The 16,813-nt window shown below is 65.0% G+C and carries 14 protein-coding genes; 6 read left to right on the forward strand and 8 right to left on the reverse strand.

Annotated features, from left to right (window positions below):
* The first annotated feature begins 3 nt into the window (after positions 1-3).
* From U5L98_RS05255 to U5L98_RS05265, 3 genes are read left to right on the forward strand one after another with little or no spacing between them, the layout of a single operon-like run.
* Positions 4-1,476: a complex I subunit 5 family protein gene (locus U5L98_RS05255; protein WP_322557296.1), complete on the forward strand. Its 1,473-nt coding sequence runs from the start codon at positions 4-6 to the stop codon at positions 1,474-1,476.
* Positions 1,473-2,978 (forward strand): complex I subunit 5 family protein, encoded by a 1,506-nt coding sequence (locus tag U5L98_RS05260; RefSeq protein ID WP_322557297.1) that lies wholly within the window; start codon positions 1,473-1,475, stop codon positions 2,976-2,978. The genes U5L98_RS05255 and U5L98_RS05260 overlap by 4 nt, the downstream gene beginning before the upstream one ends.
* Complete coding sequence (locus U5L98_RS05265) at positions 2,975-4,789, forward strand: complex I subunit 5 family protein (RefSeq protein WP_322557298.1); 1,815 nt, start codon at positions 2,975-2,977, stop codon at positions 4,787-4,789. Before U5L98_RS05260 ends, U5L98_RS05265 begins: the two co-directional genes overlap by 4 nt.
* Before the next feature lie 64 nt (positions 4,790-4,853).
* On the opposite strand, the gene U5L98_RS05270 is transcribed toward U5L98_RS05265, so the two are convergent.
* From U5L98_RS05270 to U5L98_RS05285, 4 genes are all read right to left on the reverse strand, one after another.
* Positions 4,854-6,266 carry a PhoH family protein gene (locus U5L98_RS05270; protein WP_322557299.1) on the reverse strand — a complete coding sequence of 471 codons (1,413 nt, stop codon included), beginning with the start codon at positions 6,264-6,266 and terminating at the stop codon, positions 4,854-4,856.
* A 211-nt stretch (positions 6,267-6,477) separates the two neighbouring features.
* The gene (locus U5L98_RS05275; RefSeq protein ID WP_322557300.1) at positions 6,478-6,966 is read right to left on the reverse strand and encodes a peroxiredoxin; all 489 of its coding nucleotides are present in this window, start codon (positions 6,964-6,966) and stop codon (positions 6,478-6,480) included.
* A gap of 50 nt (positions 6,967-7,016) precedes the next feature.
* Positions 7,017-7,703 carry an SDR family oxidoreductase gene (locus U5L98_RS05280; protein WP_322557301.1) on the reverse strand — a complete coding sequence of 229 codons (687 nt, stop codon included), beginning with the start codon at positions 7,701-7,703 and terminating at the stop codon, positions 7,017-7,019.
* A gap of 163 nt (positions 7,704-7,866) precedes the next feature.
* Positions 7,867-8,601 (reverse strand): murein L,D-transpeptidase catalytic domain family protein, encoded by a 735-nt coding sequence (locus U5L98_RS05285; RefSeq protein WP_322557302.1) that lies wholly within the window; start codon positions 8,599-8,601, stop codon positions 7,867-7,869.
* 168 nt (positions 8,602-8,769) lie between these two features.
* On the opposite strand from U5L98_RS05285, the gene U5L98_RS05290 reads away from it, so the two are divergent.
* Positions 8,770-10,389, forward strand: coding sequence for a L,D-transpeptidase family protein (locus tag U5L98_RS05290; protein ID WP_322557303.1), 1,620 nt, complete (start codon positions 8,770-8,772; stop codon positions 10,387-10,389).
* Between the two features lie 49 nt (positions 10,390-10,438).
* Here the strand turns inward: U5L98_RS05290 and U5L98_RS05295 are convergent, their stop codons facing one another.
* The 4 genes from U5L98_RS05295 to U5L98_RS05310 all read right to left on the reverse strand — a co-directional run bounded on the left by U5L98_RS05295 (position 10,439) and on the right by U5L98_RS05310 (position 14,663).
* Complete coding sequence (locus tag U5L98_RS05295; RefSeq protein WP_322557304.1) at positions 10,439-12,292, reverse strand: ABC transporter ATP-binding protein; 1,854 nt, start codon at positions 12,290-12,292, stop codon at positions 10,439-10,441.
* Between the two features lie 152 nt (positions 12,293-12,444).
* Positions 12,445-14,229, reverse strand: a complete 1,785-nt coding sequence (locus U5L98_RS05300) for a peptidoglycan DD-metalloendopeptidase family protein (protein WP_322557305.1) — start codon at positions 14,227-14,229, stop codon at positions 12,445-12,447.
* Between the two features lie 225 nt (positions 14,230-14,454).
* Positions 14,455-14,520 carry a hypothetical protein gene (locus U5L98_RS05305; RefSeq protein WP_322557870.1) on the reverse strand — a complete coding sequence of 22 codons (66 nt, stop codon included), beginning with the start codon at positions 14,518-14,520 and terminating at the stop codon, positions 14,455-14,457.
* A complete protein-coding gene (locus tag U5L98_RS05310; protein ID WP_322557306.1) occupies positions 14,520-14,663 on the reverse strand; it encodes a hypothetical protein in 144 nt (47 codons plus the stop codon). Before U5L98_RS05310 ends, U5L98_RS05305 begins: the two co-directional genes overlap by 1 nt.
* Positions 14,664-14,763: 100 nt before the next feature.
* Between U5L98_RS05310 and U5L98_RS05315 the strand changes: the two genes are divergently transcribed.
* Positions 14,764-15,678 carry a LysR family transcriptional regulator gene (locus tag U5L98_RS05315; protein WP_322557307.1) on the forward strand — a complete coding sequence of 305 codons (915 nt, stop codon included), beginning with the start codon at positions 14,764-14,766 and terminating at the stop codon, positions 15,676-15,678.
* A 98-nt stretch (positions 15,679-15,776) separates the two neighbouring features.
* Positions 15,777-16,781, forward strand: coding sequence for a glutathione S-transferase family protein (locus U5L98_RS05320; protein WP_322557308.1), 1,005 nt, complete (start codon positions 15,777-15,779; stop codon positions 16,779-16,781).
* Positions 16,782-16,813: the final 32 nt, after the last annotated feature.

The raw sequence follows: 16,813 nt of genomic DNA on the forward strand, positions 1-16,813 counted from the left end.
ACGATGAGTGTGTTATCGGACGTCCCTCTGTCCGCGGAGGCCGCGGTGCTGTGGTTGGCGCTTCTGGCTCCGTCGCTGCTGGGTCTGCTGGCGTGGCGTTTTCCTCCGCAGCGCATGCTGTCGGTGTTGCTGGCCAGCACCCCCTTGCCGCTGGCGACTTTCTGGCTGCTGCATCGCGTCGCTGAGGGGGGCGAGTTCGAGGGCGTCTGGTCACTGGGTGAGTCGTTGCTCCACTGGCGCCTGAACGGCCTGGCGGGCTTGCTGCTGCTGTTGACTCAGCTGCTGTTGTTGGCCAGCGCGACCTATGCGGTCGGGCACCGGCGGGCCCTCGCAGTGGCCGAGCGAACTTTCGCCGGCTTCTGGCCACTGTTGGGCGGGCTAGCCACGGCGCTCGGCGTCATCTGGGTAGCCGCCGACCTGCTGACTCTCTATGCGGCACTGGAGCTGATGGGGCTGTGCGCCGTGGGCATGATGCTGCTGCCCGGCAAGCAGGAGGCCCTGGTAGCGGGCATGCGCTATCTGCTTTACGCCCTGGTGGGCTCGCTGGCCTGGTTGCTGGGCGTGGCACTGCTGCTGGGGGTCTCGGGACGGTTGGACCTGTCCGGGCTGGCGGCCACCACCCAGCCGGGTCCGGTAACCAGCATCGCCATGGCGCTGTTGGCCGCCGGCCTGCTGCTCAAGGCGGCAATCTTCCCGCTGCACGGCTGGCTGGCGCCGGTGCACGCCAGTGCCTGGACCCCGGTGAGCGCTCTGCATGGCGCCCTGGTGGTCAAGGCATCCTTCTTCATCCTGATGCAGCTGTGGCAGCGGCTGGTGCCGGAAGCCGTGGCCGCGGCCTGGCTGTTCGGGCTCCTTGGCAGCATGGCGGTACTCTGGGGCGGGCTGCAGGCCTGGCGGGCCAATACGCTCAAGCAGGTGGTGGCGTGGTCCACTGTGGGTCAGCTGGGTTACCTGATGCTGGCCTTCCCGCTGCTGGCCGCCACCTCGGCGGCGGTGGCGACCCTGGCGTGGCAGGCCACCTGGCTGCAGCTGGCTGCGCATGCCCTGGCCAAGGCCGCGATGTTCATGGCGGCCGGCAACCTGGTGCTGGCCGCCGGCGAGAGCCGCCTCGCGGGCCTGGCGGGAACCAGCCGTCAGCTGCCGTTTCCGCTGATGACTTTCGGCATTGCCGCGGTGACCCTGATGGGGCTTCCGCCCAGCGCTGGTTTCACCGCCAAATGGTTGCTGTTGCAGGCGGCTATCCTCTCCGGGCAGTGGCTGTGGGTCGCCGTGCTGGTGGCCGGTACTCTGCTCACCGTCGCCTATGTCTTCAGGGTCTACCGCTGCGCCTTCGTCGAGGACGCAACCCGCCATGAGCTCCGGCCGTTGCCCGTGGGCATGAACTTCATCGCCCTGCTGTTGGCGCTGGGCGCCCTGGGGCTGGGGCTCGGCGCCGAGTGGCCGCTGGCGCTGATCCGCGCGGGAGGCATGCCATGAGCGGTGGACTGCTTCTGCTGGCGACCCTGTGCACGTCGCTGTTCACTGCGTTGCTGATCTTCCTGCTGCCCGAGCGGGCTTTCCGGGCGCGTACCGGCCTCAACCTCGGTGCGGCCCTGGTCAAGCTGAGCCTGGTGGTCTGGATGGTCTGGGGGCTCAGCCGCGGCCATGAGTACACTCTCGAGTTCCCGGTCCTCGAGGGACTGGCTTTCGTGTTACGCGCCGACGCCCTAGGGATCATGTTCGCGGGGCTCTCCTCGCTGCTCTGGCTGTTCACCACTGTCTACGCCATCGGCTACCTGGAGGACTCCCCCAACCGCAAGCGATTTTTCGGTTTCTTCAGTCTCTGCGTAGCCAGCACCCTGGGCATCAGCCTGGCCGGCAATCTCTTTACCTTCCTGATCTTCTACGAGCTGCTGACCCTCTCCACCTATCCCCTGGTGGTGCATCGGGGCACCTCGAAGGCGCTGGCCGCAGGCGGGGTCTACCTGCGCTTCACCCTGACCGCCGGACTGGTGCTGATGGTCGGGATGATCGCCCTGCACGTCCTGGTTGGGGACATCCGCTTCGGTGAGCGGGAGATTCTCGCGGGGCTCGATCCCGACCGCCGCCCACTTCTGGTGGGCCTCTTCTGGGTGCTGATCGCCGGTTTCGGCGTCAAGGCGGCCCTGGTGCCGCTGCACGGCTGGCTGCCGCGGGCCATGGTGGCGCCGGCGCCGGTCAGCGCTCTGCTGCACGCCGTGGCGGTGGTCAAGGCCGGTGCCTTCGGCATCGTACGGCTGGTCTACGATATCTACGGTATTGAACTGAGTGCCGAGCTCGGACTGCTGACCGGCCTGGTGGCCGTGGCCTCGGTGACCATCCTCTATGGTTCGCTGCGTGCCCTGGCCCAGCAGGAACTCAAGCCGCGACTGGCCTACTCAACGGTAAGCCAGGTCGCCTATGTCGTGCTGGGCATCGGCCTGTTCGGCCCGCTGGGTACCATCGCCGCATTTTCTCATCTGCTGCACCAGGGCCTGATGAAGGTCACGCTGTTCTTCTGCGCCGGTAACTACGCCGAAGAGCTTGGTATACACCGCATCGACGATCTCGACGGCGCCGGACGGCGCATGCCGCTGACCAGCCTGGCCTTCACGGTGGGGGCGCTGGGCATGATCGGTCTGCCGCCGGTGGCAGGGTTTTTCAGCAAGTGGTACCTGGGCACCGGAGCGATCCAGGCCGGCATGCCTTGGGTGATCGCCGTGCTGGTAGCCAGTAGCCTGCTCAATGCCGGCTATTTCCTGCCGATTCTCGGTCGGCTGTGGTTTCGTCCCGGACCCGATCACGGTGTGGGAGAGTGGCCCGAGGAACGCCGTCTGGGCCGGCTGGAGACGCATGCTTGGCTGCTGGTGCCGGCGGTGGCTACGGCGCTGTTCAGCCTGATGGCCGGCATGCTGGCGGGCATGCCCTTCAGTCCGCTGGAGTGGGCGACCCGGGTGGTCAACACGGAGTACCTGCCGTGAGCGATGCGCTCCTGGTCCTGCTGCTGCCGGCCATGCTGATCTGGCCGCTGCTGCTGATGTTGCGGGTGCCGCTTATGGCGGCTCTGGCCGATCGCGGACAGCCGCGATTTCCGCTGGATGGGCTCTGGTGCACCGCACCACTGCCTGCTCTGGTGCTGGCCCTGGGCGTCGACGAGGGGGCGATGGCCCTCGACTGGTGGCTGTTCGGCGGGTTCTGGTTGCTGGATGGTATGCGGGGCACGCTGCTGGTCTTCACGGCATTGCTTTGGCTGCTGGCAGGGGCCTATTCCCGGGGGTATATGGCTGGCGAGCAGGCCAGGGCGGTGGCCGGCGACGGAGCGGCCGAGGCTCGGCTAATGCACTTCGCCCTGTTCTGGCCGTTGACGCTCTGCGGTAACCTGCTGCTGCTCGTCGCCGAGGACATCGCCAGTTTCTATATGGGTTTCGCGGTGATGACCTTCTCGGCCTACGGCCTGGTGGTCCACTCGCAGACCCGGGACGCCCGCATGGGTGGCCTGGCCTACCTGGTGATGGCGGTACTGGGCGAGGGCCTGATCCTCGCCGGACTGCTGTGGGGAGCAGGTAGCGCCGGCACCACCACGTTGAGCGGTCTGCGCGAGGGCATGCTCGAAGCACCGAATGGTGTCTGGGTAGGCCTGTTGCTGTGGCTTGGCTTCGGGGTCAAGGCAGGAGTGGTCGGGCTGCACATCTGGTTGCCACTGGCCCACCCGGTGGCGCCGACGCCGGCAAGCGCGGTGCTCAGTGGAACCATGATCAAGGCGGGCCTGGTCGGCTGGCTCACCACCCTGCCGTTGGGCGAGACGGCAGCCGGCGAGGGCTTCGCCTGGTTGGGGGGGACCATGCTGGTGACCGGCCTGGTGGCCGCCATCGGGGCGGCCCTCTACGGGGTCTGCCAGCGCCATCCCAAGGCGGTACTGGCCTACTCCAGTGTCAGCCAGATGGGCATGATCACCGCCCTGGTGGCCATGGGCCTGGTCGCTCCGACACTCTGGCCGGCGTTGTCGGCGGCGGTGGTGGTGTATGCCGCCCATCACGGCCTGACCAAGGGGGCGCTGTTCCTGGGAGTGGGTATCGGCGAGCGTCCGCCACGCCTGCCGGCCTGGCTGCTCTGGATTCTGCTGGCGTTGCCGGCGCTATCGCTCACCGGCGCCCTGGCGTCGGGCCTGGCCGGCAAGTGGGCCTTCAAGGCGCTGCTCTACGAGGGGGGGTATACGGCGGTGGTGACCTGGCTGAGCCTGGCGGCGGTGGGCACCACGGCGCTGATGGCCCGTACCCTGTGGTGCCAGTGGCAGGTCGAGCATCAGGCGCGCAAGGAGGGTCTCGAGCCGTTGGTGTCGGCGATGCCGCTGGCCTGGCTGGCGGCCCTGTTGGCTTCACTGACCCTGCCCTGGTGGTTGGGTGGTGAGTTCGTATCCCGTGGCTTGCCACCGTTGGCCGAGCTCCCGGGACTGCTGTGGCCGCTGGCCATGGGGCTGGCGGCTTCTGTCGTGGTGTGGGCGGTGGCGCGTCGTCGCCCGCTGCATCTTGCCCGGCGGCTGCCGCCTGGGGATCTCTGGTGGTTACTGGTCAGCGGCTGGCGTCGATTCCTCGTGCAGGGGCAGGGGAGTCTTTTCCGGCTTTCCAGCGCGCAGCAAGCCTGGGTGGCCTGGTGGGTGGCACGCGAACGCGACGTCGTTCGGGTGCTGGACAGGATGACGCGTGCCGAGGGGTGGCTGCGCCACCATGCGGCGGTGCTGATGATGGGCGTGGCCGTGGGGTTGGCCCTGCTGATGCTGTTCGGCACGGCCTGAACTGTCCCGGCCTGACCCGCCGGTACGGGCAACGGTTCAGGCCGGGGCGAGGGCGGTCAAAGGGTCAGAGCAGCTCCTCGCCGGCCAGAGCCAGGCGCGAGCGCTCCACGCTCTTGAGGGTCACATGGCCGGCGTGGGGCCAGTCGCGGAAGTGCTGGACCACCGCCGCCATGCCGCAGGTGTTGGCAGTCAGGTACGGCGTGTCGATCTGGCCGACGTTGCCCAGGCAGACGATCTTGGTGTTGCGCCCGGCCCGGGTGATCAAGGACTTGAGCTGCTTGGGAGTGAAGTTCTGCGCCTCGTCGATGATCAGGAAGGTGTCGTTCAAGGTGCGCCCGCGCATGAAGCCGGGGGCGCGGATCTGCACCCGTGAGCCGAGCAGCTGGCGGGTAGCGTCCTGGTTCCAGGTGCTGCTGCCGTCGTGCTCGTCGCGCAGCAGGTTGTCCATGTTGTCGTGGAAGGCCCCCATCCAGGGCGACATCTTCTCCTCCTCGGTGCCCGGCAGGAAGCCGATGTCCTCGCTCATCGTGATGGGGGCCCGGGTGAAGACGATGCGCTCGAAGCGCTTGACGTCCAGGGTCTGCTGGAAGGCCGCGGCGAGGGTCATGAAGGTCTTGCCGGTGCCCGCGCTGCCGGCGATGGTCACCAGGTCGATGTCGTCGTCCATCAGCAGGTTGAGGGTGAAGTTCTGCCGGCTGTCGTGGGCGTGGACTCCCCAGACGCTGGTGCCGTGGCGGTAGTTGGTGAGCAGCTCGAGGTGGGCGTGCTTGGGGCCCGACTCGCGCACGATGGCCTCGAAGCTGGCGCCGTTGTCGCTGTCGGAGACCAGCATGCCGAGGTGCCACTCGCGGGGGATGTCGCCGGCCAAGCGGTAGACGACCCTGTGATCCCGGCGCTCGACCTTGACGTCCACCGCCAGGCTGTCCCAGAGTCCGCTGCCGTCATGGCCGGCATCGGGATAGATGCGGGCGCCGTCGATCATGGCATCGCTGTCGTCGAAGGCGCGATCGGTGAGGTAGTCCTCCACCGGCACCCCCAGCGCGGCCGCCTTGACCCGCAGGTTGATGTCCTTGGTGACCAGTATCACCGAGGCGTCCGGGCGTTCATCGCGCAGCCGACAAGTCTCGGCCAGCAGGCGGTTGTCGGGGCTCTCTTCCAGCGGATCCAGCGGTTTCAAGTCGGTGTAACAAAGCAGGCGCAGGCAGCCCTCGGGGCCGGTGAGTCGGGGAATGGGAATGCCGTCGCGGATCTGGTCGATATCAACGTTGGCGGTGAGGTCGGACAGGGTGCGGCTGACCTGGCGGGCGGTGCGGGCGATCTCGCGGATGCCGTTCTTGTGCTTGTCGAGCTCCTCGAGCACGGTCATGGGGATGACCACCTCGTGCTCGTCGAACTGGTAGAGGGCGGCGGGATCGTGAATCAGGACATTGGTGTCCAGCACGTAGAGCCGGGTGGCCTTCTTGTCGATGCGTACCATCGGCGCAGTTCTCCTAGTCGTCATAGTGTCGACACTGCCGGCGCATGATGTCAGCGACGTGACATAGGCTCCCACGGTGTCGTCCCGCTCAGTACGACGCTCACCTCCTCATTTTCGTTGGCGCTACGGGTTGGATGCCTCCCGGAGGATATGGTGCCCTCCTGGCTGGAGCATGGTTGGTGCCTCGAATGTTGACGCTATCGAGTGAGCGCTAGCTGGACAGTTTTTCGAGGATGGTTTCGGCGCTGCTCTTGTCCACCACGCCTTTCTCGGTATCGACGCCGAGGTATTCCACCACGCCATCGAAGGCGATCAAGGCGTAGCGGTGGCTACGGATACCCATGCCACCTGCCGTGGCATCCTTGTCCATGCCGATGGCACGTGTGAATTCGGCGTTGCCGTCGGCAAGCATGGTGATCGCCTGGGCATTCTGGTCCCTCTGCCAGGCTTCCATCACGAAGGCATCGTTAACCGAGATGCAGGCGAGGGCATCGGCCCCCTTGGCGAGGATGTCATCGGCACGCACCACGAAGCCCGGCATATGGGTGTTGGAGCAGCCAGGCGTAAAGGCGCCGGGCACGGCGAACAGCACCACGCGCTTGTCGGCGAAGAATTCACCGGTAGAAAGGTCCTGTGGCCCATCGGGGCCATTGGTCTTGAGGGTGATGTCCGGAATCCTGTCGCCGACGGAAAGTGTCATGGGATAGTCCTTTGGTTGGATGTAATCGTATTGGTGTGTCGAGCAGTGGTTCATTCTCGCGGAGGCGTGGGGCGAATCAGGATCTCGTTGACATCCACGTGCTCCGGCTGCCCCAGGGCATAGGTCACCGCATTGGCGATGTCACGGTCTTCCAGAGCGTGCTCCGGGGGCTCATCGAAGAACGGGGTGTTGACCATGCCAGGTTCGATCAAGGTGACCCGGATACCGCTGCCCCGCAGCTCCTCGCGCAGGTTGTAGCCGATCCCGCTCACCGCCCACTTGGTGGCGCCGTACATGGAGCCGGGAATGGTGGCACGGCCGGCGGCCGACCCGGTCAGCAGCACATGGCCACGGCTGCGACGCAGTGCCGGTAGGGTGGCCTGCAGGGTCAGGCCGACGCCGTAGATGTTGGTCAGGATCATCTCGCGCCAGGCCTCGTGATCGGCGCCACTGAAGCCTCCCGGCGAGCCGCCGCGCCCCGCATTGGCGAAGACAGCATCGATGCGGCCGAAGCGTTCCATGGCCTGCTCGACCATGGCCTGCTGGTCATCCATGGCGGTGACGTCACAGCCGATGGCGAGCACGTTCTCCGGGCCCAGTTCCTCGGCCAGGGATTTCAGCTTCTCCCGGGAGCGGGCGGCCAGCACCAGCTTGTAGCCCTCCCGCGAGGCGGCCCGGGCCGTGGCTGCCCCTATGCCGCTCGACGCTCCGGTAATCAGTAATACTTGACGCTGCATCGCCCCCTCCTGTGCCAGTGACCTTGATGGTCTTTCAGCATGGCCCAGTCCGCGACGTGGCCGCAATGCGAGTGCTCAACGCAACACCACTGTCTCCGGTGACGAGGATTTCCCGTCACGATATTGCGATATTGCCTCGGGTATCACCATGGCAGGACATGGGTCATTTCAGAGCGAGTTGCGGCTCTTCCCGGTCGCAGGCGAGGAAGGCGGAGTTCTCCAGCCATTCCGCATCGGGATAGTAGGCGAAGACATAGTGCTCCTCCTTGATGCTGTCGATCAGGGGGTAGGTCACCTCCTTGCGTACCGCCGGGCAGCCATGGCTGCGACCCAGGCGTCCGGTACGCTCGATGAAAGATTCGCTGACATAATCGGCACCGTGGATCACGATGGCACGTTGATAGGCGAGGTCGTTGACTCCCTTCTCGAGCCCTTCGAGGCGCAACGAGTAGCCATTTCTGCCATAGTAGCTGTTCATGGTGCGAAAGAGCCCCAGGCTGGACTGGTGGCTCTCGGGTGTATTGGAAAAGGTTTCGGCCATGGCATTACCCGAGCCCTGGCCATGAGAGACCAGTTCCTCGAACAGCAGCTCTTCCTGCTCCATGTCGAAGACCCAGAGGCGCGGTTCTGTGGAGGGCAGCGAGAAATCGATGACCGCCAGGCGTTCGGCATCGGGGTCAGCACAGGAGAGTGCGCGGGCCGCCAGGCGCAGGACTCGCGGATCGGCGTCTGGCGCCAGACGCGTCAGGGTCTGGTCGAGAGGAGCCTGGCTAAGCGTATCGGCGGAGTAGACCTGGGCCAGGAAGTCGTAGCTGGCCAGGGCGGCCGGCGAGCCCAGCAGCAGCGCGCTGCAAAGAGCGCTGCCGTGGAGCCATCGATTGAGCAAGGATGTCGGCATTCGGGAAACCTGTGGTGTGGCATGCTGGCCCGGTCGTCGCCCATTTCCGGACGGCGGGACGATAACGCGGAAGTGGGGGTCGGCTTCCCTGCGGCCCCAGGTCGGGACCATTATGACCAAGGAAAACACGATGACCAGACCCCATTCTCAACGCAGGAGTCAGTATCCATGCCCTCAGTCAAAGGAATGAAGCCGCTGCTTTTCGTGGTGGTGATGGTGCTCTCGCTGAGCGCATGGGCCGACGAGAAAGCGGTATCGCCGTTGAAGGCAGCGCTCGTCGAGCAGTCGGCCGACAGGGACGAGGCATTGGAAACCTTCTATGTCGAGCGCAACTGGCGTCCGGCCTGGCAGGATTCGGCAACGGTCACCGCCTTCGCCGAGGCCCTGCATTCCTTGGAGGGGGACGGGCTGAGGCCATCGGACTACCGGGCGGATGCGCTGTCGGCGGCGCATCGACGCGCCTACGACAATGGCGAGGCTGATCCCCAGCAACTGGCCGACTTCGAGCTGCGCACCAGCCATGTCCTGCTCACTGCCCTGCGCCATCTGCAAAGGGGAAAGGTCGATCCGCAGCGTCTCGATACCGACTGGGAAGTGCCCGTCGAGCCTCTGTCGCTGAATCTGGGGTCTCTCTCGCGCGACGTGGATGCCCGTCGCTTCGAAGAGGCCTTCGCCGAGGTGCGCCCCTCCTATCCTCCCTATGAGCGCCTGCGCGGTGGCCTGGCCCGCTATCAAGATATCGAGGAGCAGGGCGGCTGGCCGACATTGCCGCCGCGGGAGGATCTGTTGCGGCCCGGAGATGTCCACGAACATGTCGCTCTTCTGCGCGAACGGTTGGCGGTGATCGGCGAACCCGGTGTGGTGGCGGCGGATACCTCGATCCTTCCCGATGCCAAGCTGGTGGCACCCGATCCCTTCACCTATGACGAGACCCTGGCAGAGGCGGTCGAACGCTTCCAGGAGCGTCACCTGCTCCAGGTCGACGGCATCGTCGGGCCGAGTACGCTGGCAGCGCTCAACGTGCCGGTAGGTGAGCGCATCGACCAGATCCGCATCAACCTGGAGCGGACTCGCTGGTTGCTGCACGGTCTTCCTGAGACCTTCGTACTGGTGGACATTGCCGGCTACCAGGTCAGTTACTACCGCCCCGACGGCGATATCTGGCGATCGAGAATCGTGGTGGGGCAACCCTATCGGCGCACGCCCTCGTTGCGCTCGGAGATCACCCACCTGACCGTCAATCCCACTTGGACGATTCCCCCAACCATCCGTCGCGAGGACGTGCTGCCGAAAATCCGTCGCGATCTGGGGTATCTGGAACGCAACAACATTCGCGTGTTGAGCCCCTCTGGCCGTGAGCTCGATCCCCGGTCGATCGACTGGCAAAATCCCGGCAACGTGATGCTGCGCCAGGGTGCCGGGCCGGATAATCCCCTGGGTCGGGTGGTGATTCGCTTCCCCAACGACCATCTGGTCTATCTCCACGATACCCCGGCCCAGCAGCTCTTCTCACGACAGCAGCGGGCCATCAGCTCTGGCTGTATTCGCGTGGAGAACGTCATGACACTTGTTCAGCTGCTACTAGATGATACCGGTACCCGCCGTGATATCCGCGCCCTGGTTGCCAAGGGGGAAACAGGCAATGTGCCGCTGGAAAGTCATGTGCCGGTGATCCTTCACTATTGGACCGCGCATGTTAGCGAGGAGGGCGAGCTTTCCTTCCGCCCCGATATCTATGACCGCGACCACGAGCTCCTGGAAGCACTGGATCGCCCCCTGACCTTGTAGCAAAGCTGCACACCTCCTGACGGCTGACGGCGCCCTTGCGGGCTTAGGGCTAGCGGTAGCCCCTGGCCTGCAGGCGGAATAGCCGTGCGTACCGGCCGTTGGCGGCCATCAGGCTCTCATGGTCACCCTGCTCGAGGATCTCGCCACCGTCGATCACCAGGATCCAGTCGGCGGCACGCACCGTCGAGAAGCGGTGCGAGATCAGGATGGTCATGCGATCGCGGCTGTGCTCGCGGAAGTCGGCATAGACGGCCGCCTCGGCGGCGGCATCCATGGCCGCCGTGGGTTCGTCGAGCACCAGGATATCGGCGCCCTCGCGCATGTAGGCTCGCGATAGGGCAATCTTCTGCCACTGGCCGCCGGAGAGCTCCTGGCCGCCCTTGAACCAGCGCCCCAGTTGGGTGTGGTAGCCGCCGGGCATCTCGGCGATGAACTCATCGGCCAGGCCGCGACGGGCGGCCTCCTGCCAGCGGTCCTCGTCGGTGAAGGCCGCGACGTCTCCAGCGCCGAGGTTCTCGCCCACCTTCATCTGGTAGCGTACGAAGTCCTGGAAGATCACCCCGATGCGTCGGCGCAGCGCCTGGACTTCCCAGTCGCGCAGATCACTGCCGTCGAGCAGGATGCGCCCCTCGGTGGGCTCGTAGAGCCGGGTCAGCAGCTTGATCAGCGTGGTCTTGCCCGAGCCGTTGGCGCCTACCAAGGCGAGGCTCCCTCCCGGGCGCAAGTGCAGCGTGATGCCGGACAGGGCCGGAGATTCGGCGCCGGGATAGGTGAAGCCCACGCCGTCGAAGCGGATGCCGTCGCCGGGACGCGCCCCCATGGTCAGGGTGCCGCGCTCGGCGGGCACCGGCTGCTCCAGATACTCGTAGAGATTTGAAAGGTAGAGATTGTCCTCGTACATGCCGCCGATGGCCGTGAGGCTTGCCGAGAGTGCGGCCTGGCCTTGCTTGAAGACCATCAGGTACATGGTCATCTCGCCCAGGGTCAGTCTACCGGTGACGGTCTCTGCCACCACCCAGGCGTAGGCAGCGTAGAAGGCCAGGGTGCCCATCAGGCCGAGCAGGAAGCCCCAGGTCTCGCGCCTTAGCGTCAGTCGACGATCCTCCTTGTATAGGGTCTCGAAGATGTTCCGGTAGCGATCCAGCAGCAGCGGCTCCAGGCCGAACAGCTTGACCTCCTTGATGCTGTCCTCGCGGGCTAGCACCGTTTCCAGGTACATCTGCATGCGAGTATGGGGTGAGCGCCAGCGGAACAGCCGAAAGGCATCGCCGGAGAACTTGGCCTCGGAGATGAACACCGGCAGGGCGCCGATCACCAGCACGAGTAGCGCCCATGGCGAGAACTGCACCAGCAGCACCCCGAAACTCGCCAGTGAGATGGCGTTCTGGGCCAGGCTGAAGGTCTTGTTGACCAGGCCCAGCGGCCGAACCGAGGCTTCACGGCGGGCCCGGGTCAGCTTGTCGTAGAACTCGGAGTCCTCGAACTGCTCGAGCGAGAGGGTGCCGGCCTTCTCGAGAATCATCACGTTGACCTTCTGGCCAAGCAGGGCGCGCAGCAGCGACTGCTGGGCCGATAGGCCGCGCTGGGCCAGGGCGATGGTGGCGATCACCCCTGCCTCGGCCAGCACGTAGCGCAGCACGCCCCACCAGTCGACCTCTCCGGTGGCTTCGTGGTGCTCCATCGCCGCGACCACGGAATCGACGATCAACTGACCGATCCAGGCCGCTACCGCCGGCATTACCCCGGCGACCAGGGTGCAGAGCGCGAGGCCCAGTGTCAGGGGGCGGGAGGTCTGCCAGACCAGTGCCAGAGCACGGTGGCTGTAGCGAAAGACGCCTAGGAAGCTGGCCAGGCGGCTTTCGGGCGGCTCGGCCGGCCGGGGGTGGGCATGGGGTGAGGACACGCCGGGTCTCCAATCCTTGGGGCTGCCAGTTTACCCCGGGGCAGCCGCCCCCGCAGTAGCTGACCACGGTGGGATTGGCTCCCCCTCAACGACCGTACCCCGCTCGAGAGCGGGGTACGGTCGTTGCGGTGCAGAGCGAGGTGCGGCGGGGCTTAGCCTTCGTCGTCGGTAGTTTCCAACGTGCCGGTGCTGGCAACCACGGTGCCGGACTCGCCGCTCTGCAGGGCGGCCAGCACGGGTGCTGACTGGCGCTTGAAGGCCACCAGCCGCTCGCCCCGGAGGCTCTGGTTTTCGGGCAAGGCCACCTTCATGGCGTTCACCTGGCTGTTATTGACCAGGACCTCGTAATGCAGGTGAGGGCCGGTACTACGCCCGGTGTTACCGGACAGCGCAATGCGCTCGCCCATGGCGACGCGCTGACCGTTGCTGACCAGAGGCTTGGAAAGGTGCAGATAGCGGGTCTTGTAGCCGTTGTCGTGGCGAATTACCACGTAGCGGCCTGCCGCCGGATGGTTGCCGACTTTTTCTACGCGGCCGTTGGCGGGTGTCTGCACGGCGGTGCCGATCGGCATGGCGAAATCGGTGCCCTTGTGGGGGCTGATGCGGCCGGTAACCGGGTGCTTGCGGCGCGGGTTGTAGTGCGAGCTCAGCCGGTAGCGTCCCTCGAAGGGGTAGCGGTTGAAGGCTGGGTCGAGGCTTTCGCCGTCCGGGGTGTAAAAGCTGTTGTCATCCGGGTTGCGCACCAGGGTGAGGTCCATGCGCTCGCCATCGTATTGAACCGCCAGCACTCGCGGGTCGAGGCTTTGGCCATCGATGATGTCGGATTCCACCAGTACCTGAAAACGATCGCCACGACGGGTGTCGCGGCGAAAGTCGAGTTTCTTTTCCAGGACCCGGGAGAGTTCCGATATCTCGGCATTGGTCAGGCCGGTGGCCCTGGCCGAGCGTGCGAAGCTGCCGCTGATGCTGCCGGCGAAGAGACGCTGGGTCGACTCGCCGGCGCGCTCGATGGTGGCGACCTCGAAACCCTCTTCCTGGCGCTCGATCAGGTAACCGTCGCGGACGTTCTTCATCAGGCGCAGGGCGAGCAGTCGCCCCTTCTCGTCGAGCTGGTACTCGAAGCGACTGCCCTTTCGCCAGTGGGTCAGGGCCCTGGGTTCTGGCAGTCGCTTCAGCAGCTTCATCACCTCGCTGTACCCCATGCCAAGGTTGTTCTGCGCCATCACGGCGAAGGTATCGCCCGCTTTTACCTCGTAGGTTTGCCACTCTGGCACATAGGGCTCGCTGGCGGCGATCTCTTGCTCCAGCCGTATCGGCCCCTCGTCGAACAGGGTGAGCTCTTCCTCGGAGACATCTTGGTAGGAGGTGGCATCGGCTACCAGGCTGCCATCGTGATCAAGCATGCCGCTACCGATGGTCCCGATGACCACGGCCATGTGCAGGGCGCCATCATCGAGACTGGAAGCGTTGTCCGTCGGCACCTCGGTGAGGCTTTCTGGATTGAGGCTGAAGGCGTTATTCGTTAGCATCTTCGGCCGGTTTTCGCGAGCCTCGGAACGCTGTGAGGGTAGCGCGAGGGTCTCGGGAATGCCGGACTCGGCATGGCTGCTGGCCTTCGCCGAAGTGACGAGATTGATATCGACGATTTCCGAGGCGGTCAGCTCGGACAGCGGAACATGTCCCCGTGTGGCGTCGAGGGCCTTGCTGGCCATCTCGATGGCGTCGGCCACCGGCGTCCGCTCCGTGTGAAGCGAAGGCAGGCCGGGGCTGGCATCGGTATCGAGGGGAACGAGGACGGTGTCGAGCGTCTGGCTATCACGCTGGACATCTTCGAGGGTGGTGACGATTTTTTGTGCGCCCAGCACGGTGACCATGGTGGCAACGGGTAACAACAACAACTTGTGTGTGCGGGGCAGCGAATGGAGGATTCGCATCATGGGTAACGGGCCGTAACAGATGAAAAGGAAATTAAAATAATGGCTTCAGAACCATACCCCATGGCGCAGGGGATGCCTAGTCTGTACGGACATACAGGAATCTCCCGCAGTAACGGCCCATCAGTAAGAGGATGTTGTCGGTGCAGGAATGCGAACGCTGTTTGTTAAGTTTCCATTGGATATGATTGGCCGAGGAGTTTCAACCCCGGCCCGCGTTACTGCCGTTCAGTTGGTGAGGGTGCCGTCACGGTAGTCGCTAAGCGCCTGCTCCAGCTCTTCGCGAACGTTCATCACGAAGGGGCCGTAATGGGCAGAAAGGGGTCAATCCCACCGCCGAAATCATGGATGCGCTGGATGTTGACGCCGTCTCCATCCTGGCTCGGCTGGCTGGTTATCAGGCGGTCTACCTGGCGGGTAGTAGGGGCGAGTGTCATGTGGCGTTTCCAATCTCTGCGAGGTTTTGTCTGGCATTCTAGGCCGGATTTTTCGAAGATTAAGCGCAAGGTTTCGCTCTCTAGATTCGAGGAATTCGAAATGTCCCGTGTCACCCTGGCCCAATGGCAGATGCTGGCGGCCGTGGTCGACCATGGCGGCTTCGCCCGTGCCGCCGAGGCGATCCACAAGAGCCCCTCGACCCTGAACCACGCCGTGCACAAGCTCGAGGAACAGCTTGGGGTGGCGGTGATGGAGCCGGTGGGCCGGCAGGTACGTCTCACCGAGGCCGGAGAGCTGCTGCTGCGCCGTGCACGGCAGCTGCTCGAGAATGCCGCCTCGCTGGAGGATGTGGCCGGACGCCTGGCCGAGGGGCTCGAGGCGGAGGTCGTACTGGCCGTTGACCAGATATTCCCTCCCGATGTCCTGGCCAAGGCCCTGGAAGCCTTCTCGTCGGCCTATCCTTATGTGCGCGTGCAACTGCACGAAACGGTGCTTAACGGCGGTATCGAGATGCTCTACGACGGCAGTGCCGACTTGGTAGTCTCGGGCATCTCGGCACAGGGCTTCCTGGGTGAGCCACTGGTCAGGGTGCACTTCCTCGCCGTGGCCCACCCCGCGCATCCGCTCCATCGCCTGGGTCGTCCACTCGACCTGCGTGACCTGGAGCAGCACCGTCAGCTGGTGGTGCGCGACTCAGCCCTGCACCAGTCCATGGACGCCGGCTGGCTCAAGGCCGAGCAGCGCTGGACAATGAGCCACCTGCAGACTTCCATCGATATGCTCGAGCGCGGCCTTGGCTTTGCCTGGATTCCCGAGACCCGCCTTCGCCAGGCCCTGGCCGAGAGGCGCCTCGAACCGCTGCCGCTGGCCGCGGGCGGCAGCCGCGAGTATCCGGTGCAGCTGATCCATCGCGACCGGGATCGGGCCGGTCCGGCGACTCATGCTCTGGCCGAGGCCCTCAAGGTCGCGGCGAGTACCTGCCCGCCGGCAGAATCATTCGAGGCCATCGAATGATGGGGCGCAAAACCTGCGCTTGAGCGTCGAAGTTTTCGCCTTATGCTAGTGGCATTACCAATTACGAGCACTCGCTCACCGGCATGAAGGATGAATCCATGGGACTTTTGATCGACGGCATCTGGCACGACCAGTGGTATGACACCGACAAGCACGGTGGTGAATTCGTGCGTGAATCCGCCAAGTTGCGCGACTGGATTACGCCGGATGGGCGCCCGGGGCCCGAAGGCCAGCCGGGCTTGCCCGCCGAACAAAACCGCTATCACCTTTATGTATCACTGGCCTGTCCCTGGGCACATCGCATTCTCATCATGCGCCGACTCAAGGGGCTCGAATCGGTCATCGGTGTCTCCCATGTCAGCCCGCTGATGCTCGACAAGGGCTGGACCTATCGCCAGGACGAGGGCTCGAGCGGAGACCCGGTCAACGGTGTGGACTTCCACCACCAGCTCTATACCCTGACCGACCCCCACTACACCGGGCGCGTCACCGTGCCGGCGCTCTGGGACAAGTCCTCGGGGCGGATCGTCAATAACGAGTCCGCGGACCTTCTGAAGATGCTGAACGGCGCCTTCGACGAGCTGACCGGCAACCGCTTGGACCTCTATCCCGCGGACCTGCGCGAGACCATCGATGCGGTCAATGCCGATGTCTACGACCACATCAATAATGGCGTCTACAAGTCCGGTTTCGCGACCGAGCAGTCGGTCTACGAGAAGCATGTGCTAGCGCTGTTCGAGGCGCTCGATCGCATGGAGGCGCGCCTGGCGGAGAACCGCTACCTGGCCGGCGAGTGGTTCACCGAGGCCGATATCCGGCTGTTCACCACCCTGATCCGCTTCGACGCCGTCTATCATGGCCACTTCAAGTGCAACCTGCGGCGCATCGAGGACTACCCGAACCTCGCGAACTACGTCCGTGAGCTCTACCAGTGGCCGGGTATCGCAGAGACGGTCGACTTCGACCACATCAAGCGCCACTACTACGCCAGCCACGCCACCATCAACCCGACCGGCATCGTGCCCTACGGCCCGCTGCTCGGCCTCGACCGGCCCCACGACCGCGAACGGCTGCCGGGCAAGGGGATCCGCGAGAAGGGGTAAGCGCCCAACCTGTCCAGTGGCGCCGCATCCTT

The sequence above is a fragment of the Halomonas sp. genome (assembly GCF_034520545.1).
Taxonomy (GTDB): Bacteria; Pseudomonadota; Gammaproteobacteria; order Pseudomonadales; family Halomonadaceae; genus Halomonas.

Coding starts and splice junctions, on each gene's coding strand:
- U5L98_RS05255 (WP_322557296.1), top strand. CDS start 4: ATGAGTGTGTTATCGGACGTCCCTCTGTCCGCGGAGGCCGCGGTGCTG.
- U5L98_RS05260 (WP_322557297.1), top strand. CDS start 1,473: ATGAGCGGTGGACTGCTTCTGCTGGCGACCCTGTGCACGTCGCTGTTC.
- U5L98_RS05270 (WP_322557299.1), bottom strand. CDS start 6,266: ATGGTACGCATCGACAAGAAGGCCACCCGGCTCTACGTGCTGGACACC.
- U5L98_RS05275 (WP_322557300.1), bottom strand. CDS start 6,966: ATGACACTTTCCGTCGGCGACAGGATTCCGGACATCACCCTCAAGACC.
- U5L98_RS05280 (WP_322557301.1), bottom strand. CDS start 7,703: ATGCAGCGTCAAGTATTACTGATTACCGGAGCGTCGAGCGGCATAGGG.
- U5L98_RS05285 (WP_322557302.1), bottom strand. CDS start 8,601: ATGCCGACATCCTTGCTCAATCGATGGCTCCACGGCAGCGCTCTTTGC.
- U5L98_RS05290 (WP_322557303.1), top strand. CDS start 8,770: ATGCCCTCAGTCAAAGGAATGAAGCCGCTGCTTTTCGTGGTGGTGATG.
- U5L98_RS05300 (WP_322557305.1), bottom strand. CDS start 14,229: ATGATGCGAATCCTCCATTCGCTGCCCCGCACACACAAGTTGTTGTTG.
- U5L98_RS05310 (WP_322557306.1), bottom strand. CDS start 14,663: ATGACACTCGCCCCTACTACCCGCCAGGTAGACCGCCTGATAACCAGC.
- U5L98_RS05315 (WP_322557307.1), top strand. CDS start 14,764: ATGTCCCGTGTCACCCTGGCCCAATGGCAGATGCTGGCGGCCGTGGTC.
- U5L98_RS05320 (WP_322557308.1), top strand. CDS start 15,777: ATGGGACTTTTGATCGACGGCATCTGGCACGACCAGTGGTATGACACC.